General features: G+C 49.3%; 17 protein-coding genes. 14 read left to right on the top strand and 3 right to left on the bottom strand.

What is annotated here, in order from left to right:
* Positions 1-4,536 carry a glutamate synthase large subunit gene (gltB, locus tag N774_RS0105660; protein WP_024860311.1) on the bottom strand — a complete coding sequence of 1,512 codons (4,536 nt, stop codon included), beginning with the start codon at positions 4,534-4,536 and terminating at the stop codon, positions 1-3.
* A gap of 497 nt (positions 4,537-5,033) precedes the next feature.
* Between gltB and N774_RS0105655 the strand changes: the two genes are divergently transcribed.
* The 4 genes from N774_RS0105655 to N774_RS0105640 all read left to right on the top strand — a co-directional run bounded on the left by N774_RS0105655 (position 5,034) and on the right by N774_RS0105640 (position 10,874).
* Positions 5,034-6,629 carry a CTP synthase gene (locus N774_RS0105655; RefSeq protein ID WP_024860310.1) on the top strand — a complete coding sequence of 532 codons (1,596 nt, stop codon included), beginning with the start codon at positions 5,034-5,036 and terminating at the stop codon, positions 6,627-6,629.
* A 117-nt stretch (positions 6,630-6,746) separates the two neighbouring features.
* Positions 6,747-8,834: a glutamine synthetase III gene (locus tag N774_RS0105650; RefSeq protein ID WP_024860309.1), complete on the top strand. Its 2,088-nt coding sequence runs from the start codon at positions 6,747-6,749 to the stop codon at positions 8,832-8,834.
* A gap of 5 nt (positions 8,835-8,839) precedes the next feature.
* Complete coding sequence (gene dapF / locus N774_RS0105645; protein ID WP_024860308.1) at positions 8,840-9,688, top strand: diaminopimelate epimerase; 849 nt, start codon at positions 8,840-8,842, stop codon at positions 9,686-9,688.
* Positions 9,675-10,874: an LL-diaminopimelate aminotransferase gene (locus N774_RS0105640; protein WP_024860307.1), complete on the top strand. Its 1,200-nt coding sequence runs from the start codon at positions 9,675-9,677 to the stop codon at positions 10,872-10,874. The genes dapF and N774_RS0105640 overlap by 14 nt, the downstream gene beginning before the upstream one ends.
* A 66-nt stretch (positions 10,875-10,940) precedes the next feature.
* Here N774_RS0105640 and N774_RS0105635 read toward each other — a convergent pair whose 3' ends face one another.
* Positions 10,941-12,632, bottom strand: a complete 1,692-nt coding sequence (locus tag N774_RS0105635) for a bifunctional diguanylate cyclase/phosphodiesterase (protein ID WP_024860306.1) — start codon at positions 12,630-12,632, stop codon at positions 10,941-10,943.
* A gap of 396 nt (positions 12,633-13,028) precedes the next feature.
* Between N774_RS0105635 and aroB the strand changes: the two genes are divergently transcribed.
* The 6 genes from aroB (at position 13,029) to N774_RS0105605 (ending at position 18,461) form a co-directional block, all read left to right on the top strand.
* Positions 13,029-14,069 carry a 3-dehydroquinate synthase gene (aroB, locus tag N774_RS0105630; protein WP_024860305.1) on the top strand — a complete coding sequence of 347 codons (1,041 nt, stop codon included), beginning with the start codon at positions 13,029-13,031 and terminating at the stop codon, positions 14,067-14,069.
* A gap of 2 nt (positions 14,070-14,071) precedes the next feature.
* Positions 14,072-15,304, top strand: a complete 1,233-nt coding sequence (aroA, locus tag N774_RS0105625) for a 3-phosphoshikimate 1-carboxyvinyltransferase (protein WP_024860304.1) — start codon at positions 14,072-14,074, stop codon at positions 15,302-15,304.
* Positions 15,285-16,364 (top strand): chorismate synthase, encoded by a 1,080-nt coding sequence (gene aroC, locus N774_RS0105620; RefSeq protein ID WP_024860303.1) that lies wholly within the window; start codon positions 15,285-15,287, stop codon positions 16,362-16,364. Before aroA ends, aroC begins: the two co-directional genes overlap by 20 nt.
* Before the next feature lie 10 nt (positions 16,365-16,374).
* The gene (locus tag N774_RS0105615; protein ID WP_024860302.1) at positions 16,375-16,968 is read left to right on the top strand and encodes a DUF4364 family protein; all 594 of its coding nucleotides are present in this window, start codon (positions 16,375-16,377) and stop codon (positions 16,966-16,968) included.
* An 84-nt stretch (positions 16,969-17,052) separates the two neighbouring features.
* On the top strand, positions 17,053-17,529 hold the full coding sequence (locus tag N774_RS0105610; protein ID WP_024860301.1) for a GNAT family N-acetyltransferase: 477 nt from the start codon (positions 17,053-17,055) through the stop codon (positions 17,527-17,529).
* 80 nt (positions 17,530-17,609) lie between these two features.
* A complete protein-coding gene (locus N774_RS0105605) occupies positions 17,610-18,461 on the top strand; it encodes a patatin-like phospholipase family protein (RefSeq protein WP_024860300.1) in 852 nt (283 codons plus the stop codon).
* A gap of 270 nt (positions 18,462-18,731) precedes the next feature.
* Here the strand turns inward: N774_RS0105605 and N774_RS0105600 are convergent, their stop codons facing one another.
* The gene (locus N774_RS0105600; RefSeq protein WP_024860299.1) at positions 18,732-19,301 is read right to left on the bottom strand and encodes a biotin transporter BioY; all 570 of its coding nucleotides are present in this window, start codon (positions 19,299-19,301) and stop codon (positions 18,732-18,734) included.
* Positions 19,302-19,480: 179 nt separating this feature from the next.
* Between N774_RS0105600 and N774_RS0105595 the strand changes: the two genes are divergently transcribed.
* From N774_RS0105595 to N774_RS0105580, 4 genes are all read left to right on the top strand, one after another.
* Positions 19,481-21,865, top strand: a complete 2,385-nt coding sequence (locus tag N774_RS0105595; protein ID WP_024860298.1) for a cation-translocating P-type ATPase — start codon at positions 19,481-19,483, stop codon at positions 21,863-21,865.
* 210 nt (positions 21,866-22,075) lie between these two features.
* Positions 22,076-23,368 (top strand): carbohydrate-binding domain-containing protein, encoded by a 1,293-nt coding sequence (locus N774_RS0105590; RefSeq protein WP_024860297.1) that lies wholly within the window; start codon positions 22,076-22,078, stop codon positions 23,366-23,368.
* Between the two features lie 237 nt (positions 23,369-23,605).
* The gene (locus tag N774_RS0105585; protein WP_024860296.1) at positions 23,606-24,280 is read left to right on the top strand and encodes a response regulator transcription factor; all 675 of its coding nucleotides are present in this window, start codon (positions 23,606-23,608) and stop codon (positions 24,278-24,280) included.
* Positions 24,270-25,721: a sensor histidine kinase gene (locus N774_RS0105580; RefSeq protein WP_024860295.1), complete on the top strand. Its 1,452-nt coding sequence runs from the start codon at positions 24,270-24,272 to the stop codon at positions 25,719-25,721. Before N774_RS0105585 ends, N774_RS0105580 begins: the two co-directional genes overlap by 11 nt.
* Positions 25,722-25,733: the final 12 nt, after the last annotated feature.

The raw sequence follows: 25,733 nt of genomic DNA, 5'->3' as shown, positions 1-25,733 counted from the left end.
TCACGCCTCCTTTCTGATGAGCTCGAAGGCTTCTATCATAGCCTGTTCGCTGCTCACGCCTGATTTTTCCAGCTTGGTCACTGTCTTCTGTATCTTTGCATAATCGTGAGGTATTACCTTCTTGAAGCATGGCAGATAGCGCTCAAAATCAGCAAGTATCTGCTTTGCCTTTTCAGAGCCTGTAGCCTCTGCGTGCTCGGTGATGATAGCTTTCAGCTCGGCTATATCATCTTCCTCGGACACTATTTCAAGGGAAACAAGAGCCTTGTTGAGACGGGTGTAGAGGTCGTGCTCCTCGTCGAGAACATATGCTATACCGCCTGACATACCTGCGGCGAAGTTCTTTCCTGTGCGTCCGAGGATAACAGCGCGTCCGCCTGTCATGTACTCGCAGCCGTGGTCACCCACGCCCTCACAGACTGCTGTAGCTCCCGAATTTCTTACGCAGAAGCGCTCGCCTGCAACGCCGCTTATGAATGCCTTGCCCGAGGTAGCTCCGTAGAGAGCTACGTTGCCCACGATGATATTTTCGTCAGCCTTGAATGTGGAAGCCTTTGGCGGATTGAGTACAAGCTTGCCGCCTGAAAGTCCCTTGCCGAAGTAGTCGTTGCTGTCGCCCACGAGCTCCAGTGTAAGACCCTTTGGTATGAAAGCACCGAAGGACTGGCCGCCGCTGCCTGCACATTTAACAGTGAATGTGTCGTCAGCAAGTACGTTTTCACCGTGGATACGTGTTATCTCCGCACCTGTGAGAGTTCCGACAGAGCGGTCTGTGTTCACAACGTCAATGGAGATAGACTTGGAAGTTCCGTTTTTCAGCGCACTTCCCAGCTTCTTTATTATAACACGGCGGTCTATGGTGTTGTCAAGCTCAAAATCGTAAATATCTGCTGCATCGAAGTGCTTTTTGCCGCTCGCTGTGCTGTTTGCAAGTATATTTGTGAAGTCGATGTTCTTCTCAGCGGCGCTGTTCTTTATGCGGAGAAGGTCTGTGCGTCCGATGAGCTCGTCAACTGTGCGTATGCCAAGCTTTGCCATGTACTCGCGGAGCTCCTGTGCGATGAAGTGCATGAAGTTCACGATGTACTCGGGCTTGCCGCGGAAGCGCTTTCTCAGCTCGGGGTTCTGGGTAGCGATACCCATAGGACATGTATCAAGGTTGCATACTCTCATCATAACGCAGCCCATAGTTACCAGCGGAGCTGTTGCAAAGCCGAATTCCTCAGCTCCGAGAAGTGCTGCAACAAGTACATCTCTGCCTGTCATGAGCTTGCCGTCAGTCTCAATGCGGACTCTTGAACGGAGACCGTTGAGCATAAGTGTCTGGTGTGCTTCTGCAAGTCCAAGCTCCCAAGGAAGTCCTGCGTTGTAGATAGAGCTCTTTGGAGCTGCGCCTGTACCGCCGTCGTAGCCTGAGATAAGGATTACCTGAGCGCCTGCCTTTGCTACGCCTGCCGCAACAGTTCCAACGCCTGCTTCGGAAACAAGCTTAACGGAGATGCGAGCCTTGTCGTTGGCATTTTTCAGGTCGTAGATAAGCTGTGCAAGGTCTTCGATAGAGTATATATCATGGTGAGGCGGAGGTGAGATAAGTCCAACGCCTGCTGTTGAATGACGTGTCTTAGCGATCCAGGGATATACCTTTCCTGAGGGAAGATGTCCGCCCTCACCGGGCTTTGCGCCCTGTGCCATTTTTATCTGGATCTCCTGTGCGGAAACGAGGTACTCCGATGTAACACCGAAGCGTCCCGAAGCCACCTGCTTGATAGCTGAACATTTATCGGATTTCAGACGCTCGGGGCTTTCGCCGCCCTCACCGCTGTTAGACTTTCCGCCGATGCTGTTCATGGCTACAGCCATGCACTCGTGAGCTTCCTGAGAAATAGAGCCGTATGACATAGCGCCTGTCTTGAAGCGCTTGCAGATGCTCTCAACCGACTCTACCTCGTCGAGAGGTATCTCTGCGGCACTGTCAAAATTGAAGTCAAGGAGACTGCGGAGTGTGAGCTCGTTGTCCTCACGGGTAAGAGCCTCGGAATATTTCTTGAATGTATCGTAGCTGCCTGTCCATGCTGCCTGCTGGAGCAGATGTATAGTCTCGGGTGTGTAGAGGTGGTCGCTCTTGCCGCTGCGGAGCTTGTGGCTGCCTGCGCTCTTTACGTCGCTGCCAACGTGGAGACCAAGCGGGTCGTATGCGGCTGTGTGGAGAGCCTCTGTGCGGCGGCTGATCTCAGCAAGACCGATGCCGCCGATACGGCTGACAGTACCTGCGAAATAGCTGTCGATAAGCTCCTGAGAAATGCCCACAGCCTCAAACAGCTTGCTGCCCTGATAGGACTGGATTGTGGAGATTCCCATTTTTGAAGCTATCTTAACGATGCCGTGGAGAATTGCGCTGTTGTAGTCGTCCTCGGCTGCGTAGAAGTCCTTGTCAAGTGAGCCGTCCTCAATAAGTGAGCGGATAGTCTCATGTGCGAGATATGGGTTAACAGCACATGCGCCGTAGCCTAAAAGTGCTGCGAAGTGGTGTACCTCTCTTGGCTCTGCGGATTCAAGGATCATTGCAACAGCCGTGCGCTTCTTTGTGGAAACGAGGTGCTGCTGGAGTGCTGAAACTGCAAGGAGCGAAGGTATCGGACAGTGGTATTCGTCCACGCCGCGGTCGGAGAGTATAAGGATAGAAGCTCCGTCGCGGTAAGCCTTGTCAGCATCAATGAAAAGGCGCTCAATAGCCTTGTCCAGAAATGTGCCGATGTAATATGTGATGGGTATGACTGCACTTTTCAGTCCCTGCTGATTAAGGGCTTTTATTTTGAGCATATCCGTCTCGGTGAGGATAGGATTTTCGATCTTGAGAACGTGGCAGTTCTCGGGGCGCTCCTCAAGGATATTTCCGTCCTTGCCGATGTAAACGCTGGTGTCTGTAACGACCTCCTCACGGATAGCGTCAAATGGCGGATTCGTTACCTGAGCAAAAAGCTGGCGGAAGTAGTTGAAAAGGGGAGGAGACTGCTTGTCCAGCGGCGGCAGCGGGATATCGCTTCCCATGGAAGCAATGGGCTCTGCGCCTTTTTCAGCCATTGGCAGTATAGATGTGCGGATATCCTCATAGGAATAGCCGAATGCCTTGTGGAGTCTTGCAAGCTCGTCCTTTGAGTAAGTCTTTACGCCCTTGTTTGGGATATGGAGGTCGTGGAGGCGTACAAGATAAGCGTCCAGCCATTCGCCGTAGGGCTGGCGTGAAGCATAAGTGTTCTTGATCTCGTCGTCCTCGATGATGCGTCCCTGCTTTGTATCGGCAAGAAGCATCTTACCGGGACGGAGACGGTCCTTCTTTACTATCTTCTCAGGTGCGATATCGATGCAGCCTGTCTCGGAAGAAAGAATGAGGAAGCCGTCATTTGTTATGCAGTATCTTGACGGACGGAGACCGTTTCTGTCAAGGACTGCTCCCATAACGTCACCGTCAGAGAAAAGTATGGACGCAGGACCGTCCCATGGCTCCATCATAGTTGCATAGTACTGATAGAAATCGTACTTTGCCTTGGAGATTGTCTTGTCGTTCTTCCAGGGCTCGGGGATAGTTATCATTACTGCCAGCGGCAGAGGCATGCCTGACATTACCATGAATTCAAGGGCATTGTCAAGTCTTGCGGAGTCCGAACCTTTTACATTTATTGCAGGAAGTATCCTGTGCATATCGGCGCTGAGCGTCTCGCACGCCATTGTTTCCTCACGGGCAAGCATCTTGTCAGCGTTGCCTGTGATAGTATTTATCTCGCCGTTGTGTACGATTAAGCGGTTGGGGTGAGCCTTCTGCCAGCTTGGATTGGTATTTGTGGAGAAACGTGAGTGTACCATTGCGATAGCCGATGTGAAGTCCTCGCTCTGGAGGTCTGTATAGAATCTTCTCAGCTCATCAACGAGGAACATTCCCTTATATACGATAGTACGGCTTGAAAGCGAGCATACATATGTGTCCTCGTTGGACTGCTCGAATTCGCGTCTTGCAATAAAGAGCTTGCGGTCGAAGTCCAGACCCTTTTTGCAGCTGTCGGGACGCTTTACGAAAGCCTGCATGATACACGGCATGCTGTCAAGAGCCTTGTGTCCGAGGATAGAAGACGAGGTGGGGACCTTACGCCAGCATATGAACTCCATGCCGTTGTTGTCGATGATCTTTTCAAAGAGCTTCTTTGCGCGGTCGCGTCTCAGCTCATTCTGGGGGAAGAAGAACATGCCAACGCCGAAATCTCCGTCCTCACCAATGCTGTGACCGAGCTTTGCGGCTTCACTTATAAAGAAAGAAGAGGGCATCTGTACAAGTATTCCTACACCGTCGCCTGTCTTGCCCTCAGCGTCTTTTCCTGCACGGTGTTCCAGCTTTTCAACGATAGTGAGAGCATTTTCCACAACATATCGTGACTGTTCGCCATTGATGTTCACTACTGCTCCGATACCGCAGTTGTCATGCTCAAATCGGGGACTGTAAAGTCCCTGCTGCTGGTAAGGAGCCTCTGTTCTGAAATTGTCCATATCATTCACTAACCTTTCAATAATCCGAGCGCCATTGATCGGATTATAATAAAAAAGACGTTCATACAGACAGTATGCCTGCACGAACGCCCTTGTTGCTAAAATATATCTTATCACGTTAAAGCGCAAATGTCAATAGGCAAAACGTGGGTTTTTTAGCTTTCGTGAAATATATACAGTTATAATCTGCTAACATTGGTATAAAAATATGCGATACGTCAAATTTCAGAAAAGCTATTGACAAACTTCCTGCGAAGGACTATAATTTCATTGTAAACAGCAAGGGAGCTGCGGATATGGAATCCGTGGCTCTTTTTTTGAGTTTTTAGCGCTAATTCCATACACGAAGGGGTGTATGAAGTCTCAGGACTTCTGCACCCCTTTGATATTTATGCTGACTAAGGCGTCTGCGGATAACACAAAATGTATATCTTAAAAATCTCCCAGTTCCGCAGACTGCCTTTTTCATAAATGTATTTCAAGGAGCATAAGGAAAAATGTCAAAGTTCATTTTTGTAACAGGAGGAGTCGTTTCGGGACTCGGAAAAGGTATCACGGCTGCTTCGCTGGGCAGACTTCTCAAACAGCGGGGCTACAAGGTCACCATACAGAAGTTCGACCCGTACATCAATGTAGACCCCGGTACTATGTCACCCTTCCAGCACGGTGAGGTCTTCGTAACCGACGACGGTGCTGAGACAGACCTTGACCTCGGTCACTATGAGCGTTTCGTTGACGAAAATCTTTCGGTGCACTCCAATGTGACTACAGGAAAGATATACTGGAACGTCATTACCAAGGAACGCCGCGGCGATTACCTGGGCGGTACGGTGCAGGTAATTCCCCACATCACCAACGAGATAAAGGACAGAGTTTACAGCGCCGCAAATGAAGCAAACGCAGATGTGGTCATTACCGAGATAGGCGGTACTGTGGGCGATATCGAGTCCACACCTTTCCTTGAAGCCATAAGACAGGTATGCACAGAACAGGGACGCGAGAATGTATGCTACATACACGTTACTCTTGTGCCCTACATCACAGGCTCTGAGGAACTGAAATCCAAGCCCACACAGCACTCCACCAAGGAGCTCCTTTCAATAGGCATTCAGCCTGATATAATAGTCTGCCGCACGGAAAAGCGTATCCCCGACGATATGGCAGAGAAGATAGCCCTTTTCTGCAATATCCGCAAGGAGGACGTTATCCAGAATCTCACAGCGCCGTCGCTGTATGAGGTCCCGCTGTGGCTTGAGAATGAGGGACTTGCACATTCGGTATGCCGTCACCTCGGCATCGCAGACAATGCTCCCGACCTTACAGAATGGACAGAAATGGTCCGCCGCGCAGAGAACGCCCACAAGACAGTCACCATAGGACTTGTAGGCAAGTATGTAGAGCTCCACGACGCTTATCTCTCAGTTGCGGAGGCTCTGAGACACGGCGGTATCATCAATGATGCGGCAGTTGATATAAAGTGGATAGACTCCGAGAACGTTACCGCCGGAAATGCGGCTGAGACCTTCAGAGACTGCAACGGTATCATCGTTCCCGGCGGCTTCGGTCACAGAGGTATCGAGGGCATGGTTGAGTCCATACGCTACGCCCGTGAGAATAAGATACCATTCTTCGGTATCTGTCTCGGTATGCAGATGACAGTTATTGAATACGCCCGCAATGTGTGCGGACTTGCAGGTGCGGATTCAGCAGAGTTCGGTGAGACTCCGTACCCCGTCATCGACATCATGGACGAGCAGAGGAACATCGACCAGAAGGGCGGTACAATGCGTCTGGGACTTTATCCCTGCAAGCTGACAGAGGGGGCAAAGTGCCGTGAGCTTTACGGCGAGGAGCTCATATACGAGCGTCACCGCCACCGCTACGAGTTCAACAACGCATACCGCAAGATACTTACACAGAACGGACTTCACATCGCAGGAATGTCTCCCGATGAAAAGCTCGTTGAGATAGTGGAGCTCCCCGACCACCCATGGTTCATAGGAGTGCAGTTCCACCCAGAATTCAAATCAAGACCCAACAAACCACAGAAGCTCTTTGCGGACTTTATAAAAGCTTCCCTCGAGAATAAATAAGCCATTAGCCTTTAGCTATTAGCTATGGTGTCCCTTCGGGACAAAAAAACATAAATAATATCGCCCAGCGATACCTTTGGCTAACGGCTAAAGGCTTGACAAACGGAGGTAAATATAATGGAAAAGGTAACAGAATATTTTGGTTCAATGGTATTCGACGAGAGAGTCATGAAAGCTACTCTCTCCGAGAAAGTTTATAAATCACTGAAAAGAACGATAGACAGGGGTACTCCCCTTGATATCTCAGTTGCAAACGCTGTAGCAGCTGCTATGAAGGACTGGGCTATCGAAAAGGGCGCTACTCACTATACACACTGGTTCCAGCCAATGACAGGCGTTACTGCCGAGAAGCACGACAGCTTTATTACTCCGGCTCCCGACGGAAGAGTTATCATGGAATTCTCGGGCAAGGAGCTGGTCAAGGGCGAGCCCGATGCTTCTTCCTTTCCGTCAGGCGGACTCCGTGCAACCTTTGAGGCTCGCGGCTATACGGCATGGGACCCTACCTCATATGCATTCATCAAGGACGGCACACTTTACATTCCAACTGCATTCTGCTCATACACAGGTGAAGCACTGGATAAGAAAGTACCGCTTCTCCGTTCCATGGAAGCCCTCAACAAGCAGGCAATGCGTGTGCTGAAGCTCTTTGGCAACGAAAGCGTAAGAAGCGTCCGCACATCAGTAGGTCCCGAGCAGGAGTATTTCCTTGTTGACCGCGAGATGTGGAAAAAACGTAAAGACCTTATCATGACAGGACGTACACTTTTCGGCGCAATGCCTCCAAAGGGACAGGAAATGGAGGATCACTACTTCGGCTCTATCAAGTCAAGAGTTTCCGAGTACATGGCTGACCTTGACAAGGAGCTGTGGAAGCTCGGTATCCTCGCTAAAACAAAGCATAACGAGGTAGCTCCAGCACAGCACGAGCTTGCTCCTATATACAAGACCACAAACATTGCTGCTGACCACAATCAGCTCACAATGGAAGTAATGAAGAAAGTGGCAGAGCGCCACGGACTTGTTTGCCTGCTTCACGAAAAGCCTTTTGAGGGCGTAAACGGCTCGGGCAAGCACAACAACTGGTCTATCTCCACTGATACAGGCGTGAACCTGCTCTCTCCCGGTGAAACTCCCTACGAGAATGCACAGTTCCTGCTCTTCCTTGCAGCAGTTATCAAGGCTGTTGACGACTATCAGGATCTGCTGAGACTTTCAGTTGCTACCGCAGGCAACGATCACCGTCTCGGCGCAAATGAAGCTCCCCCCGCTATCATCTCTATCTTCTTAGGGGACGAGCTCACAGCTATTCTCGAAGCTATCGAGAACGACAAGCCCTACGGCGGTACTGCCAAGGAGAAGATGAAGCTGGGCGTTGATGTTCTTCCTCAGTTCAGCAAGGACACCACAGACCGTAATCGTACATCTCCTTTCGCATTCACAGGCAACAAGTTTGAGTTCCGTATGCTTGGTTCCTCCAACAGTATCTCCTGCGCAAACATTCACCTCAATGCTGCTGTTGCAGAGGTATTAAAGCAGTTTGCCGACAAGCTTGAGGGCGCCAAGGACTTCAACAAGTCACTCCACGACCTTATCAAGAAGACTATCAAGGAGCACAAGCGCATAATCTTCAACGGCAACGGCTATGACGACGCATGGGTAAAGGAAGCTGAAAAGCGCGGACTTTCCAACCTGAGAACTACAGCCGACTGTATGCCTAAGATATGCGACAAGAAGAACGTTGAAATGCTCACCTCCCACGGTATCTTCACCGAGGCTGAGATCTACTCACGCTGCGACATCATGCTTGAAAACTATGTCAAGTCCGTAAACATCGAGGCTCAGACAATGGTGGATATGGCTCGCAAGGAGATAATCCCTGCCGTTGCAAAGTTCGCCGCTGATACAGCTTCCGCAGTTGCAGTGAAGAAGAGCGTTTCCAAGGCTGCCTGCAAGTACGAGACAAAGCTGGTCGAGGAGCTGTCAGTCCTCATTGACGCAATGGACGATGCAACAACAAAGCTTGAAGCAACAGTTGCTAAGCTTAAAACTATCGGCGATATCAAAAAGGAGTCCGAATTCGTTCGTGACAAGATGATACCTGCAATGGATAAGCTCCGTGCAGCTGCCGACAAGGCTGAGACGATCACAGCTGAGGACTACTACCCATTCCCGGCATACGACAAACTTCTTTTCGGAGTGTGATATAAATGAGATTCACAAAAATGCACGGCTGCGGCAACGACTATGTGTATGTCAACTGTTTTGAGGAGAGCGTAAGCTCTCCCCAGCAGCTCGCAAAAGCAGTCAGCGACCGACACTTCGGCATAGGCTCGGACGGACTTGTGCTGATACTTCCAAGTGATACAGCAGACTGCCGCATGCGCATGTTCAATCCCGACGGCAGCGAGTCCGAGATGTGCGGAAACGCCATACGCTGTGTTGCAAAGTACGTCTACGACAAGGGCATTATTCACAAGCCTGTTGTAACTGTAGAGACGCTTGCAGGCATAAAAATTATCGAGGTCCACACCGACGAAAACGACATTGCACAGACACTTACAGTAGATATGGGAGCTCCCGTCATTGAGGCTGGGGAAGTTCCTGTTATTGCCGAAACTTCACCTGTTACCGATCTTATGCTATCGGCTTGGGGCAGGGAGTTTCGGTTTACCTGCGTTTCAATGGGCAACCCTCACGCTGTAACTTTCATCAGCGAAAATGTGAGTGAGTTTGAGGTCGAAAAATACGGAAAGGTATTCGAGTGTGACGAGCATTTTCCCCGCAGAGCGAATATTGAATTCGCGGAGATAGTTTCCCCCGAGCGCCTGAAAATGCGCGTGTGGGAGAGAGGCACAGGGGAGACCCTTGCCTGCGGCACAGGCACCTGTGCAACAGTGGCTGCGGCTTGTCTTAACGGCATATGCCCCCGCAAGCCCGTGACCGTTGAGCTGCTTGGCGGCGAACTGGTCATAGAGTGGAAAGAATCAGACGGACATATCTATATGACAGGTCCTGCGGAATATACATTTGAGGGAGATTACTATGGCAAGGTTTAATGAGAGATTTCTTGATCTGAAAGAGAGCTACCTGTTCAGCGAGGTGGCAAAGAGAGTAAGCGTATTCAAGGAGAATAATCCTGACAGGGACGTTATAAGGCTGGGTATCGGCGATGTTACACTGCCGCTTGGCAAGTCTGTAGTGCAGGCTATGCACGCTGCTGCCGATGAAATGGGAAAGGCTGAGACTTTCCGCGGCTACGGTCCCGAGCAGGGCTACGACTTCCTCAGAAAGGCTGTTGCAGGACACTATAAAGAGATAGGCGCAGATATAGACGAGGACGAGATATTCGTATCCGACGGTGCAAAGTCCGACACGGGAAATATCACCGACCTCTTTTCTGCTGACAATACAGTCCTCATTCCCGATCCTGTATATCCCGTGTATGTTGATACCAACACCATGAACGGCAGAAATATCGTCTACATGGACGGCAGTGCCGAGAACGACTTCCTCCCCATGCCCGACAGGAGCGTTCACGCGGACATCATTTATCTCTGCTCCCCAAACAATCCCACAGGCGCCTGCTATAACAAGCAGCAGCTTGAGGAATGGGTGGACTATGCTCTTGAAAATGGCGCTGTGATACTCTTTGATTCGGCTTATGAGAGCTTCATTTCCGATGATGACCTCCCGCGCACTATCTACTGCATCGAGGGCGCTAAGAAGTGTGCAGTTGAGTTCTGCTCGCTGTCGAAAACAGCAGGCTTTACGGGAACACGCTGCGGATATACCATAGTTCCGAAGGCTATAAAGTCACTGTCTCCTGACGGCAGAGAAATGAGCCTTAACAAGATGTGGAACAGACGTCAGACCACAAAATTCAACGGCGTTCCCTATGTGGTCCAGAGAGCTGCCGAGGCTGTATTCAGCCCCGAGGGACAAAAGGAATCAAAGGCTATGACAGCCTGCTATATGGAGAATGCACGCATCATCTCCGAAACCATGAACGAGCTTGGCATACGCTATACAGGCGGCGTCAATTCGCCATATATATGGTTTGAGTGCCCATTCGGCATGGACAGCTGGACATTCTTCGACCATATGCTTGAAAAGGCAGGCGTTGTAGGAACTCCGGGAGCAGGCTTCGGCAAGAACGGCGACCGCTGGTTCAGATTGACGGCTTTCAACAACAAGGAAAACACCATAGAAGCTATGAAGCGTTTCAGAAAGCTGTTTGAATAAGGGCTTCGATAAATACAAAAATAAAAGGACAGATGTCACGATTGTGAAGCATCTGTCCTTTTCTTATTATTTGGTATAGCAGAATCCGTCGTTTATTCGAGTCTCGAAATCCGTAACGGGAAGCGGTCTGTCAAAGTAGAAGCCCTGCGCAAGGTCGCAGCCGTTAGCGCTGAGGAGATTGACCTGCTCGATAGTCTCAACGCCCTCTGATATACATTCAAGACCTATTTCCTCTGTCATGGCGACTATATACTTGAACATTATGGTCTTTTGCATATAGTTTTCGGTGGTCCGGTCGGGTAGCAGGCTCTTGTCCAGCTTTACCACGTTCCACGGTATCTCTTTCAGGAGATTCAGTGAGGAGTAACCCGTTCCGAAGTCATCGACTGCGGTTGAGATGCCAAGCTCCTGCAAGCCGCTGATGATGCGCTTCAGGTCCTTGAACTCCACATCGGTGGTGGTCTCGGTGAGCTCTATCTCGATATATTCATGTGGAACATTATGTCTGTCGATTATATCGGTGATATGCTTTATAAGGTCCATATCCGACAGGTGACGGCGGGAGAAGTTGACCGATATCCTTACAACGTTCCTGCCGCTTTCCATCCACCTGCGTATATCGCGGCATACCGAGTCCAGCATATAGAAGTCAAGCTTGCATATGTCGCGTCCCTGTTCAAGAACGGGGATAAAATCTATAGGCGGCACAAGCCGTCCGTTGTGGAACCAGCGGCACAGAGCTTCCGCACCTACTACTTGGCGGCGCTGGATATCCACCTTTGGCTGATAGTATACAAGGAACTCCCTGTCCTCGAGAGCTCTCGGGAAGCAGGAGGTTATCTCGTTGTTGCGCTTGCTTCGGGCAAGGAGGGCGTCATCGAAGTACACGATGTCCTGCTTGGACGAGCCCTTGGCAAGGTGGAAAGCAATACTTACTCTGTCCATTATATCCGTGGGCAGGATAAAGCTGTCCATATCGGGTATAACGTAGACGCCTGCGGTGGCTGAGATAAGTATGCGCTCACCCTTAGCTTCGTCATAGACTATGCCCGTACCGTTGAGGAGGTGCAGTATTGCAGGGAGCTTTTCCTGCTTAATGAGAGTTATGAAGTTATCGCCGCCGATACGGCAGACGTTCTCGTATTCGTCGTCGAGCTTATCAGCGATAAGACCGATGAACTTCTTCATTACCATGGTGCCGTTTTCTCTGCCTATCTGCTGATTGACAAGGGAAAAGCGTTTCAGGTTGAAGTAAATGGCGGTATATTCGTCTACGCGCTCAGCCTTGTACAGTATCTTTACACACTTCATGAACTGGCGCATATTGAACATATCCAGATCGGTATCATAGAAGGTCAGGTGATGAGCGATACCGATAAGACGACTCTTGGCATGACTTAAGGTGAGAATATCCAGCAGGACGTCTATCCTGTGTTCCTCTGTCATGTCCCATGAGTAGTCGTCGGTGGACCATATCCTGTATATAGCTATATTTTCGTCACCTGTAGTAAATCGTTTGTTCAGGCAGACATCGTTCTCCCTGACGTGGTGTCTTTTTCCGTAAAAGCAGTAGTAATTGTAGATGTTGAGCTGCTCGGCAGCCTCGTTGTCGTAGGCGAACATCTCTATCTTGGTTATTTTCAGTACGGAGCAGATACCCTTCATTGCGGGAGTGATGTCGGAGTTGAGTGTGTCGGGATATTTTTGCAGATCTGAAATAAAATTTTCCAGTGCGGTCAGATAATCAATTTTTTTCATGCATATCCCCTCCGAACAGATGGTCATCTGTCAGATTTTTGAGCTCACCACATATATGCGGTGAACAGTCAGGAAAACTTAAAAAATTCCTGTGAACTCTATAAATATTTCATCACTATTATATCACAGTAATAACTTACAGTGATAAACATTTTATGAACTCCTTGTTAAATTTGCAGTGACCGTCCAAATTTTAAAAGAAAATTTGTGAATATTCTACAATGAGAGCCTGAAATTGTCTGCCAAAGGGTCATATTAAGGTGACATATTAAATTTCATCGGGTAAAATCTTTAAAGCAGAAAAGTGTTGACAGTTTTAATAGTGTATGGTATAATTTTTCTGACGGATAACGCTGTGTATATGCAGCGTTGGATATTTTTTTTGGAGGCTTTGATATGAAGAAAATAAGCGTAAAAACCAGCCGCCCCTATGAGGTGCTCATCGAGCGCGGAGCTCTTGCAAAGAGCGGAGAATACATCGCTCAGGTGACAGGCTCGAGAAAGGCTGCCATAATAACCGATGATAACGTGGAGAGACTTCATCTTCCCACAGTTCTTGAGTCCATGAGAGCAGCGGGCTTTGAGTGCTCGGTTTACGCTTTTCCAAACGGCGAGCAGTCAAAATGCATCGAGAATTTAGCCGAGATATACGACTTTCTCTGCAGCAGCGGCATCACAAGAAGCGACATCATCGTTGCTCTGGGGGGCGGAGTTGTGGGCGATATAACAGGCTTTGCGGCTGCTTCCTATCTCCGCGGAGTTGATTTTGTACAGATACCCACCACGCTTCTTGCACAGGTGGATTCCTCTGTGGGCGGCAAGACCGCAATAGACATCAGAGGCGGCAAGAACTTGGTAGGCGCTTTCAAGCAGCCTGCTCTCGTTATCTGCGACAGTGACGCCCTGAAAACTCTTCCTGACGAGGTGCTTTCCGAGGGCATGGGCGAGTGTATAAAGTACGGCATGATACGTGACGAGAAGCTCTTTGAGCTCATGGAGTCCCATAATCTTGACACAGTTGACGAGATAATGGACGAAATGGTATACAAGTGCATAGATATAAAGCGTCAGGTAGTTGAAAACGACGAGTTCGACAGGGGAGAGCGCATGATACTCAACTTCGGTCACACTCTCGGCCATGCTCTGGAGGGCTGGCATAACTACAAGGACTACGCTCACGGAGCAGGTGTTGCGGCAGGTATGTGCATGATAACCGATAAGCTGGCACCTCAGCTCTCGGAGAGACTGAAAAAGTGCTGTGCAGCCTATAAGCTCCCCACAGGAAGCGATATCCCCATGAGCGAGCTGCTTCCGTTCTGCTCAAAGGACAAGAAGAACGAGAAGAAGGACATTAACTACATAATCTGCAAAGAGGTCGGCAAGTGTGAGATAGTAAAGGTGCCTTTCACCGAGTTCTGCCGACTTATGGAGGGCTGAGCATGGATATAAGCATAAGACCATCAAAGCTCAGCGGCGACCTCAGCGTCCCCGCGTCGAAAAGCTGCGCTCACCGCTCTATAATATGCGCCGCTTTGGCTCAGGGAGTTTCACATCTCAGCGGAGTTACCATGTCCAAGGACATTGAGGCTACAATAGGCGCTATGACAGCCCTCGGAGCTGAATTCACCGTTAACGGCGGCGATATCACCGTTAAGGGAGCAGGTGGCAGAAAGGCTCAGGACTGCGTTATCGACTGCAACGAGAGCGGTTCCACACTGCGCTTCATTATCCCCATTGCAGCTGCTGTGGGCAGCAATACTGAGTTCCGCGGCAGAGGCAGACTTCCTCAGCGTCCTATCGACATATTTATCCGTGAGCTTGGCAAAAACGGTGTTAACTTCGACTACCAAAATACAATGCCTTTCATGGTCTCAGGCGGACTTAAAAGCGGCAGATTCGAGATAGAGGGCGATGTGTCCTCACAGTTCATTACGGGACTGCTCTTTGCACTTCCGCTTCTTGACGGGGACTCGGAAATAGTCCTTACCTCACATCTGGAATCCCGTCCCTATGTGGATATAACCATTGATACTCTGCGCCGTTTCGGCGTTTCCGTGGACGAGTCCGAAAACGGCTTCCGCATAAAGGGCGGTCAGTGCTACACCGCAAGGGACGAGCACATAGAGGGAGATTACTCTCAGGCGGCCTTCTTCTGCGTGGCAAATGCCCTCGGCTCTGAGGTAAAGCTTCACAATCTGGACGAAAACAGCGTTCAGGGTGACAAGAAAATCCTTGAAATTATCAGCGATATGTGTTATAATGGCAATATCGGCCATTACAGAACCGACTGCTCGGATATCCCCGACCTTGTACCCATTTTAGCTGTTCTGGGAGCCTTCGGCAGCGGCGATTCGGTAATATATAACGCAAAACGACTTAAAATAAAGGAAAGCGACCGACTTCAGACTACTGCGGCACTTCTGAACTCCCTCGGAGGAAATGTGGAGATAACCGACGACGGACTTATTATCCACCCCACGGGCGCTATGCACGGCGGTACTGTTGACAGCTTCGGCGACCACAGGATAGTCATGGCAGCTGCTATCGCTGCTACTGCTATCGACGGCGAGGTCATCATCAGAGGAGCTGAGGCTGCGGAGAAGTCCTATCCTGCTTTCTTTGACGATTACAGAAAACTCGGAGGTAAGGCAAATGTCATCATTCTGGAATAATAGGATATCTGTGTCCATGTTCGGTGAAGCTCACGGACCGGCCATAGGCGTTACTGTGGACAATCTCCCCTCGGGAGAATATATCGACGCCGAGGAGCTTGCACGTTTCATGGCAAGAAGATATTCGGGCGGCAGCGCACCTGCTGTGAATTCCATGCCCCACATCATGTCGGGCATATTCAATGACCGTACTACAGGGACTCCGCTGTGTGCTTTTCTCCAGAATACAGATACATCTGCCCCTCAGCACGATAATCTTGACAGCCTTGCCCGTCCCGGTCATGCCGATTATACGGGCACTATGCGCTACAGAGGCTTCAACGACGTCCGTGACGGCGGACACTTCTCCGACAGACTTACAGCGCCCCTCTGCTTTGCAGGAGCTGTCTGCGCCCAGATACTTGAAAGGCGCGGCATCTATACGGGAGCTCATATACTTCAGATACACAACATCAAGGACAATCCCTTCGACCCTGTGAACATCACCCGAGACGGTGTACTCAGTGTGAGAAACAAGGATTTTCCCGTTATCAACGACCGCAAGGGCTGGGCTATGATAGAGGATATCAACAAGGCTCACGAGGGCGGCGAATCACTGGGCGGAGTCATCGAGTGCGCTGCGGTAAATGTTCCCGCGGGTATAGGCTCGCCTATATTTGACGGACTTGAGAACAACATCGCACAGCTCATCTTCGGTATCCCCAACGTCCGCGGACTTGAATTCGGAGCAGGCTTCCTCTCAGCAAAAATGGTGGGCAGCCAGAACAATGACGAGTTCTATGTAAACGACCACGGTCACGTACTCACAAAGACCAATAATCACGGCGGTATACTTGGGGGTATATCCTCGGGAATGCCCATAACTCTCAGGGTGGCTTTCAAGCCCTCGGAGTACGTGGCAGGAGAGCAGAATGCTGTGAATTACCGCGATATGACCAGCGAGACCGTTGAGAGCGTAAAGCATATCCCGTGCAGCGTCCCTGCGGCAGTACCCTGCGTAGAAGCTGCTGTGAATATAGCCCTCCTTTCACATATGCTGGACTATCCGAATTTCTGTTAAGGTGACATTTATGCAGGACGAAAACATCATGAAAATGGCAAAGCGTGCGGATACGGAAATAAAGGATATCCCCACGCTGAATATACTGCTGTGCTATCTGCTTTATAAGATAGACCGTCCCGTAAGTCCCGACCAGCTTTACGATATAGCTATCGGCACAGGGATAATCAATTACTTTTACTATCAGGATTCTATCGGCTATCTGCTGAAAAACGAGCTTGTAACTATCGAAAAGGACAATAACGGCTCGGAGACCTATATTCTTCAGCCAAAGGGCAGAGAGTGTGCAAAGCAGCTGAAAAACTACGCTCCCAAGTCCTACAGGGACAAGCTGGTGCTGGCGGCGCTCCGTTACTTTGCCCGCATCAAGTACGAAAAGGAGCTGAAAATAGAGTACGAGCCTGTAGGCAACGGCTATTACGTCCATGTAAGGTGCATAGACAATACCTTTGACCTTATGGACCTGAGGCTTTATGCTCCCGATATGACACAGGCGAAGCTCATAGGCGAGAAGATACTTCTCAATCCTGCGGGCTTTTACGGAAAGGTCATAGAGGTAGCCCTCTCCAATGAGGAGCAGCCCTACGACCTCAGCGACAATTGACGACATAAGGAGCTGTTTTTTGCAGCTCCTTTCTTAGTTAGTTATTAGTTAATAGTGATCAGTGCTTAGTTTGAGGAAACATAAATGAAGTACATTTTAAGACATTTCCGAGAGAGCGAATATCCCCTTCTTGAGGACTTCCTGTACGAAGCTATATTTATCCCCGAGGGAGTCGAGCCTCCGCCCCGTGATATAGTCAGTAAGCCCGAATTGCAGGTATATGTTGTGGATTTTGGCAGCAGAAAGGGCGACCTTGCGCTCTGTGCGTTTGCAGACGGGAAAATAGTCGGAGCTGTATGGGGCAGGATAATGAACGACTACGGTCATATCGACGACGAAACGCCCTCCCTTGCCATTTCGCTGTATAAGGAGTTCAGAGGAAAGGGCATAGGTACTGCGCTTATGAGAGCTGTAATAGCTGCTTACAGAGAGGCAGGCTATAAAAGGCTGTCGTTGGCAGTTCAGAAAGCCAATTACGCAGTGAAAATGTACGAAAAGGTCGGATTTAAGACAATTTCGGAAAACGATGAAGAATACATAATGACCATAAATAGAGAGTAGAAAGTAGAAGGCAGCTCATGAAGCTGTCATGCTGACTGACAACTGATCACTAACCACTGATCACTGAACAGGAGAAATATATGAAATACGGACTTGTACTTGAGGGCGGCGCTATGCGCGGACTTTTTACCGCAGGCGTTATTGACGTCCTAATGGAAAACGAAATAACATTCGACGCGGCTGTGGGAGTTTCCGCAGGTGCGGCATTCGGCTGCAACTACAAATCGGCACAGATACGCCGCGCTATCCGCTATAATACCCGATTCTGCAAGGACAAGCGCTATTGCAGCACCTGGTCGCTGATAAAGACGGGGGATATGTTCGGGGGAGAGTTCTGCTATCACACTATTCCCGACAAGCTTGACCTTGTTGACACTGAGACTTTCAACAACTCGCCCATGGACTTCTGGGTGGTGTGCACCGATATAACAACAGGCAAGGCGGTCTATCACAAGTGCGGACACCTCTGCTACGACGAGCTTGAATGGATACGCGCATCGGCTTCCATGCCGCTGGCGGCACGTATCGTAGAGGTAGGGGGCTACAAGCTGCTTGACGGCGGTATTTCCGACTCGATACCCCTGAAATTCATGGAGAGCCGCGGCTGCGAGCGCAATGTGGTGATCGTGACCCAGCCCCGTGACTATGTGAAGAAGCCTGCGGGAGCTCAGAAGCTCATAAAGCTGAAATACCGCAAGTATCCCGAGCTTATAAAGTCCATAGAGAACCGCCACAAAATGTACAACGGAGAGCTTAAATATATCCGCTCCGCTGAGGAAGCAGGCACAGCCTTTGTTATCGCTCCGCCTGAGGCGCTGCCCATTGGACATATCGAGCACGACCCCGAGGTAATGCTGGAGGTCTACCGCATAGGCAGGCGCATAGCCAACGAAAATCTTGAAGCGCTGAGAGATTTCCTTGGCATAGAATAAGCTGTAGGGGCGGATATTATCCGCCCGTTAAGGGACGCCCTCTCTTGCAGGGCGTCCCTCTTAAAAAAACAGTCCACCGGACTGGTTTTTTAATTCACCCTTGCGGAGCGCCTGTCGTATTCGGGGCGCTGCCCCGAACCCCACAAGGGCTGTCAGCCCTTGACCCGACCAAAGGGAGTATACTCCCTTTGGAATCCCATTCATAGTTATTTTTAGTATCAAAAAAAGCCGAAGAACGTGATGTTCCTCGGCTTTTTTATAAGCGTGGCATTACATTTTTTTTAAAGCTGATTTTACAGGCTCGGTTATGAGCAGGCTGAGTACAAGCTTACCCAGGTCAAATGGGATAAACGGGAAAACGCATATTTTCATGGCATTAAGGAAGCTCATATGGTTTTCGCCCTTGGAATAGCCGAAAACGAACCATACTGTTCCGAAAGCGTAGCATACCGCAAGTCCTGTGAGCATGAGAGCAATGCGCCACGGCAGCTTGTCTCCGAGAAGCTTTGTCCCTGCCCAGTAAATAAGAGCGATAAATATAAATCCTATGATATAGCCGCCCGTAGGACCTGCGAGGACGCCAATTCCGCCCTTGAAGCCTGAGAATACGGGAAGTCCCACTGCTCCCAGAAGCAGGTAAACCAATATGGAGAAAAGTCCGTTTCTGCCGCCGAGAAGATTCACTGCGCAGAATACCGCAAAGATCTGGAGAGTGACCGCGATAGCTCCGATGGGTATGGATATCCATGCGCAGACCGCTGTAATTGCGGCAAACATGGCTATGAGTACCAGCTCCTTTGTTGAGAATTTGTTTGTGTTCAATGCTGTCTGATCGTTCATGGTAAGAACTCCTTTTGTCTGAGATGAGTATATTATATCACAGCTTTTTATGAATGTCAACCCCTTACAATAAATTTGGTTGACAATGACTTGAGATAGTTTTGCTTGTTAGTATTGATATTTCAGAGAAATTATGTTATAATTATAAGAATAGATTTTGCGAGGTGTTAAAAGACATAATGAATAAAACCAGTGAATTCCGCGACATTATAGATATAAAGCGTATCAAAGCCGACTATGACACGGGACTTACCTCTGAGCAGGTGCAGCAGAGAGTGGAAGAGGGCATGGACAACAAGCCCGTGGAAGCTCCCTCAAAAACGGTCAAGGAGATACTGGCAGACAATATCTTCACGTACTTCAACCTTATTTTCGTTATACTGTCAGTTCTTCTTATAGTTGTGGGCTCTTACCGTGACCTTACATTCATGCCCATAATCATTGCCAATGCTCTTACGGGTATCATTCAGGAGCTGCGCTCCAAGTCCGTACTGGACAAGATATCGGTGCTGAACGCTCCCGTAACTACTGTAGTCCGTGACGGCGAGGTCAAGACAGTTCCCTCAAAGGATCTTGTTCTTGACGATATCGTTATATTCAAGGCAGGCAACCAGATAAGTGCCGACGCCATAATAGTTGAGGGAAACGTGGCTGTCAATGAGTCCCTCCTTACAGGTGAATCCGACGAGATAAACAAAAAGCCCGGGGACACCCTCATGTCGGGAAGCTACATCGTTTCCGGCTCATGCCGTGCAAGACTTGAAAAGGTGGGCAGAGAGTCCTACATCTCACGCCTTACCATACAGGCTAAAAAGTCCAAAAAGGGTGAGCAGTCCGAGATGATACGCTCACTGAACAGGATAGTAAAGTTTGCGGGCTTCGCCATAATACCTATCGGAAGCCTACTGTTCTATCAGTCCTACTATATAAACCATGACACTATCAAGGAAAGCGTGCAGTCAATGGTTGCTGCTGTTATCGGTATGATACCCGAGGGACTTTTTCTCCTTGCCAGTGTTGCTCTCGTGATCAGCACCATGAAGCTTGCTCTCGGCAAGGTTCTGGTCCATGACATGAAATGTATCGAGACCCTGGCGCGAGTTGATGTGCTTTGTGTGGACAAGACGGGTACTATCACCGAGAACACCATGAATGTTTCCGCAGTAGTTCCTGCCTCAGATGAGTATGACGATGACGTTATAGACGGACTTATCAGTGACTTTGCCGCAGCTCAGGACTCCGACAACGAGACAATGGCAGCCATAAAGAACCACTTCCACAGACCTGCGGGAAGATATGCAGTAGCTTCTACGGGCTTCTCCTCAGAGTTCAAGTACAGCAGCGTAACATTCGAGCGTGACTCCTACGTAATAGGAGCTCCCGAATTTGTCATGAAGGACAGGATAAAGGAGCACAAGGAGCTTCTTGACTCCTACAGCCGCAAGGGCTACAGAGTGCTTGCCTTTGTGAAGTACAGGGGCATACCCGACGGAAAGGCGCTGAAAGACGCCGTAGAGCCTGTGTGCTTTGTCATAATGTCCAATCCTATCAGAAAGAACGCTCCCGAGACGTTCAGATACTTTGCCGAGCAGGGCGTGGAGATAAAGGTAATATCGGGCGATAATCCCGTGACCGTATCCGAGGTGGCCAAGCAGGCAGGCATCAAGAATGCAGGGGAGTACGTTGACGCGACGACCCTTACAACAGAATCCTCTATAAAGGACGCAGTAAAGCGCTATACAGTATTCGGCAGAGTTACTCCCGAGCAGAAGCGCAAATTCGTCCGCGCACTGAAAAAGGCAGGCAAGACTGTTGCTATGACGGGCGACGGCGTAAACGACGTGCTTGCACTTAAAGATGCGGACTGCTCCGTTGCTATGGCTTCGGGAAGCGACGTTGCGGCGCAGGCTGCACAGCTTGTGCTCCTTGAGTCTGACTTCTCAAAAATGCCCGATGTTGTAGCCGAGGGACGAAAGGTAGTAAACAACCTTGAGCGCTCGGGAAGCCTGTTCATCGTAAAGAACATCTTCTCGCTGATAATATCCGTGCTTTTCATTTGCTTCGGACTGGCTTATCCGCTGAAGCCCTCACAGATATCCCTCATAAGCATGTTCACCATAGGACTTCCCGCATTTGTACTGTCACTTATGCCCAACCGTGATATAATCCGCGGACGGTTCATAATGAATATCCTGCTGAAGGCGCTTCCTGCGGCACTTACGGACGTGCTTGTGGTCTGTGCAATGGTATTCTTCGGCAACATCTTCAATGTTGCCCCCACGGATATAGCTACGGCTTCCACCATACTGATGAGTATCGTTGGCATGATGATAGTGTTCCAGATATGCAAGCCTATGGATATGTACAAGATGTGGATGTGCATAGGCTGTACGGTTGGACTTGTGTGCTGTATGATATTCGTAAGCGACCTCTTCGCCATAACCTCTATGTCAAACCGCTGTATACTTCTCTGCGTGAACTTCTCTATCATCGCAGAGCCCTGCCTGAGATACCTGACGCTCATAACCAAAAAGGTGCAGGACTTCTTTATCAGGGAAGAATGATAAAAACAGTCCCGAAAGCTGAAAAACATATGCTTTCGGGGCTTATTTTTTATACTGATACTGCCATTTCACATGGTTTTCACAAAAGTGCGCGGAAATTCCACATTTCAGACGGGATATTCCACTTTCGCTCCATTTATCTCTCAAATACCTGCGCTATAATACAATCATAGAAACAAACACAACTCCGATGTGAAAGGAAGTAGTATTATGAAAAAAACATATATAACATCAGCTTTGATCATGGCAGTAATGGCAGTCTCAATGACAGGCTGCGGAAACAGCTCCGTAAAGAATACATCAGCCGATACCAAGGAAAAGACCGTGGTATCAGAAAGCACAGAAACCACCGAAAAAACAGCAAAGTCTGAAAAAGCTTCTGCTGACGAAAAAAACAATACCGCTGAGATAAAGCAGCTTTTAAGCACTTCGCAGGAAACAACATTTACTGAGCGCGACCTTGAACAGACTGCGGATACCAGCGAATCGAAAAGCATAACCGTTTCCGACAGCAAGACTATCGATATAACCGATGAGGTCGTGTATATCGTAAGCGGAAGTGCTGAAAACTGCACTATCAGGATAGAAGCAGACGATAACGCAAAGGTACAGCTGGTCCTTGACGGCGTTGAAATAGAGAACGATGACTTCCCTGCAATATATGTAGTTTCGGCTGACAAGGTATTTGTGACAACCACCGACAGTGAGAATACTCTCACAGTCAGCGGAGAGTTTACAGCAGACGGTGACACCAACACCGATGCGGTCATCTATTCCAAGGACGACCTTGTACTCAACGGCACAGGCACACTTAACGTAACATCGTATTACGGCAACGGTATCACCTGCAAGGACGATATGAAGATCACAGGCGGCACATACAATGTAAAGTCTGCTCTGGACGCATTTGAAGCAAACGACTCTATCTCGGTATATGACGGTACCTTCAATATCACCGCAAACAAGGACGGTTTCCACTGCGAGAATGACGAAGCCGAGGGAAGTATCACTATTTCAGACGGCACATTCACTATCAACGGTGGAAGTGACGGTATACAGGCTTGCGCAGTTCTCCAGATAGACGGCGGCGACTTCGATATCACAGCCGCAGAAGGTCTTGAAGCTACATACATAGTTATCAATGACGGCAATATCACTATAGATGCCAGCGATGACGGTATCAACGCTTCAACAAGCACCAGCGCTTACGAAACAGCGATCGTTTTCAACGGCGGAAACGTAAATGTTTCAGTAGGTCAGGGCGATACGGACGCAATAGACTCCAACGGCTCGATATATGTTAACGGCGGAACGATAAATGTTACAGCTCAGATGTCCTCATTTGACTACGACAGAACTGCCGAATTCAACGGCGGTACAATCATAGTCAACGGACAGGAAGTCTCAGAGATACCTCAGAGCATGATGGGCGGCGGTATGCGTGGCGGTATGGGCGGCGGCTTCGACGGCGGCTTCGGAGGCGGACGCAGCGGCAGATTCTAAGTGGACAATTTGAAAAAGTCAGATAATTCTAAGCAAGGGATTCCAAAGGGACTTTGTTCCTTTGGTCAGGTCAAGGGCTGACAGTCCTTGCGGGGGTCGGGGCAGAGCCCCGGATTCGACAGGCGTCTCGCAAGAGAAGGCGTCCCCTAATAAAAAAGCTGTTAACAAACGGGGCGCTCTTTACAAAAGGGCGCTTTTCGTGTATAATATTAACAATAAAAACTGCGGAGGTGTATTATGCCGAGGATACTTATAGTTGACGATGAACCCAATATAGTCACTCTCATAAGCCGATATGCTCAGAGAGAGGGCTATGATACCGTTTCGGCTTCTGACGGAAGAGAGGCTATAGACAAGTGCAGAAAAGAGGATTTCGATGTTATTGTCATGGACGTTATGATGCCTGATACGGACGGATTCACTGCCTGCAAGAAAATAAAGGAATTCAAGGATATTCCCGTTATAATGCTCTCTGCAAGAGGTACGGAGTTCGATAAGCTCTTTGGCTTTGAGGTGGGCGTTGACGACTACGTTACAAAGCCCTTTTCTCCTGTGGAGCTCATGGCGCGTATAAAAGTAGTCATAAGCCGCAAGCCCGTGCAGGCTCCCGACAATGACAGCAGGCATATCATGGTGGGCGGCGTAGATATAGACACTCTCGGCAGAACAGTTGTGATAGACGGAGAGAAAGCCGACCTTACCGCAAAGGAGTATGCGCTGTTTCTTTTGCTTGTAAAGAATAAGGGCATAGTCCTTTCCCGTGACAGGATACTCAATGAGGTATGGGGCTACGACAGCTTCGGCGTGGACAGAACTGTTGACTGGCAGATAAAGCTGCTTCGCAGCAAGCTGGGAGCCTACCGCGACAGTATAAAAACAGTCCGAGGGGTGGGATATAAATTTGAAACGTAAGACAAATTCATTCCGCATAAAGCTGCTCAGCTATTTTGTGTTTTTTACTGTTGTGATATTCACTGTCCTGTGGCTTTTGCAGACGGTATTCCTGCAAAAATTCTACAACAGCATGATAATCAGGAATACAGTCAGGGTGGCTGATAAAATAGGTGCCGAGAGCAATAACACCGATATAAGGTCATATATCGATGATATTTCAAGGAACAACTCCATACTTGTATTTGTTACGGATACAAGCGGAAATATTCTTTACAGCTCCGATGAATACAAAAAGGGGCATAAGTTCCGCGATGACCGTGACGACTTCCGCGGCAGTGAGGGCGGGAATGATATGGAAATGCGCTTCCGCTACAGGGAGCTCCCCGATAACTACTCCGAATTCCTCAAGGCTGTCAATTCCTCCGACAGCGGTGAAGCCGAGATACAGACAAACGACCTCTACGTATACGGCAGGTTCATAGACTTCTGCGGCAGCGACGAGAAAGCTGTCCTTTATATCGGAACGACACTTAATGCAGTGGGCTCGACTGCCCGTATCATACGGGTACAGCTGATATGGGTGACTTTGCTGTCCATAATTATCGGCTTTGTGCTTGCACTTTTCATGTCAAGAAGCTTTTCACGTCCTATCTCACAGCTCAATGAAAAAGCCCACAGGCTTGGTGGAGCCGATGACGATGTGAATTACAATGAGGGCTTCTGCACAGAGCTCGACGAGCTGAACAGGACTCTTGATACTACCTCCGAGAAGCTGAAAAAGAACAAGGAGTTCCAGAATGAGCTCCTTGCAAATGTGTCCCACGATCTGCGCACTCCTCTTACCATGATAAAGGGCTATGCGGAAATGATTAGGGATATCTCACGCGAGGACGAAAAACAGTGTGCGGAGGACGTTGCGGTCATCGTTGAGGAGGCGGACAGACTGACTGCACTGGTGAATGAGATACTTGAGTACTCCGAGCTACAGATGTCCGACAGTGAGCCTGTGATGAACGATGTTGACCTTTGCGAGACAGTATCGTCAGTCGCCGACAGCTTTGAAAAGCTGTACTCTAAGGACGGATATGTTTTCGAGCGCAGTATCGCCGAGAATGTCCATGTAAAGGGCAACGCTTCAAGGCTTCGGAGAGCTGTATACAATCTTCTTGACAATGCTGTGCGCCATGCAGGCGAGGATAAATGGACAGGCGTCACATTAAGGACAGACAGCGGAAAAGCGATAATCGAGATATCCGATCACGGAAACGGCATTGCTGCCGATGAGCTTGAACGTATCTGGGACAGATACTATACCAAGCGTCAGCGCAGCGGAAAGGGCGTCTCGGGACTGGGACTTGCTATCGTAAAGCAGACAGCCTCTATGCATAACGGCAGCTGCTCGGCTGAGTCTGAGCAGGGGAAGGGAAGTACCTTCCGTATTGAACTGGATATGAAATAACAGAAAGGAGCA

It is taken from the genome of Ruminococcus flavefaciens AE3010 (assembly GCF_000526795.1).
Taxonomy (GTDB): domain Bacteria; phylum Bacillota; class Clostridia; order Oscillospirales; family Ruminococcaceae; genus Ruminococcus; species Ruminococcus flavefaciens_D.
Note: the sequence above shows the minus strand (reverse complement) of the source record. Positions and strands in the feature narration are given on the sequence as shown.

What these genes read in the sequence shown, in the direction of transcription:
- gltB (WP_024860311.1), bottom strand. Translation starts at nt 4,536, where the DNA reads ATGGACAATTTCAGAACAGAGGCTCCTTACCAGCAGCAGGGACTTTAC.
- N774_RS0105655 (WP_024860310.1), top strand. Translation starts at nt 5,034, where the DNA reads ATGTCAAAGTTCATTTTTGTAACAGGAGGAGTCGTTTCGGGACTCGGA.
- N774_RS0105650 (WP_024860309.1), top strand. Translation starts at nt 6,747, where the DNA reads ATGGAAAAGGTAACAGAATATTTTGGTTCAATGGTATTCGACGAGAGA.
- dapF (WP_024860308.1), top strand. Translation starts at nt 8,840, where the DNA reads ATGAGATTCACAAAAATGCACGGCTGCGGCAACGACTATGTGTATGTC.
- N774_RS0105640 (WP_024860307.1), top strand. Translation starts at nt 9,675, where the DNA reads ATGGCAAGGTTTAATGAGAGATTTCTTGATCTGAAAGAGAGCTACCTG.
- N774_RS0105635 (WP_024860306.1), bottom strand. Translation starts at nt 12,632, where the DNA reads ATGAAAAAAATTGATTATCTGACCGCACTGGAAAATTTTATTTCAGAT.
- aroB (WP_024860305.1), top strand. Translation starts at nt 13,029, where the DNA reads ATGAAGAAAATAAGCGTAAAAACCAGCCGCCCCTATGAGGTGCTCATC.
- aroA (WP_024860304.1), top strand. Translation starts at nt 14,072, where the DNA reads ATGGATATAAGCATAAGACCATCAAAGCTCAGCGGCGACCTCAGCGTC.
- aroC (WP_024860303.1), top strand. Translation starts at nt 15,285, where the DNA reads ATGTCATCATTCTGGAATAATAGGATATCTGTGTCCATGTTCGGTGAA.
- N774_RS0105615 (WP_024860302.1), top strand. Translation starts at nt 16,375, where the DNA reads ATGCAGGACGAAAACATCATGAAAATGGCAAAGCGTGCGGATACGGAA.
- N774_RS0105610 (WP_024860301.1), top strand. Translation starts at nt 17,053, where the DNA reads ATGAAGTACATTTTAAGACATTTCCGAGAGAGCGAATATCCCCTTCTT.
- N774_RS0105605 (WP_024860300.1), top strand. Translation starts at nt 17,610, where the DNA reads ATGAAATACGGACTTGTACTTGAGGGCGGCGCTATGCGCGGACTTTTT.
- N774_RS0105600 (WP_024860299.1), bottom strand. Translation starts at nt 19,301, where the DNA reads ATGAACGATCAGACAGCATTGAACACAAACAAATTCTCAACAAAGGAG.
- N774_RS0105595 (WP_024860298.1), top strand. Translation starts at nt 19,481, where the DNA reads ATGAATAAAACCAGTGAATTCCGCGACATTATAGATATAAAGCGTATC.
- N774_RS0105590 (WP_024860297.1), top strand. Translation starts at nt 22,076, where the DNA reads ATGAAAAAAACATATATAACATCAGCTTTGATCATGGCAGTAATGGCA.
- N774_RS0105585 (WP_024860296.1), top strand. Translation starts at nt 23,606, where the DNA reads ATGCCGAGGATACTTATAGTTGACGATGAACCCAATATAGTCACTCTC.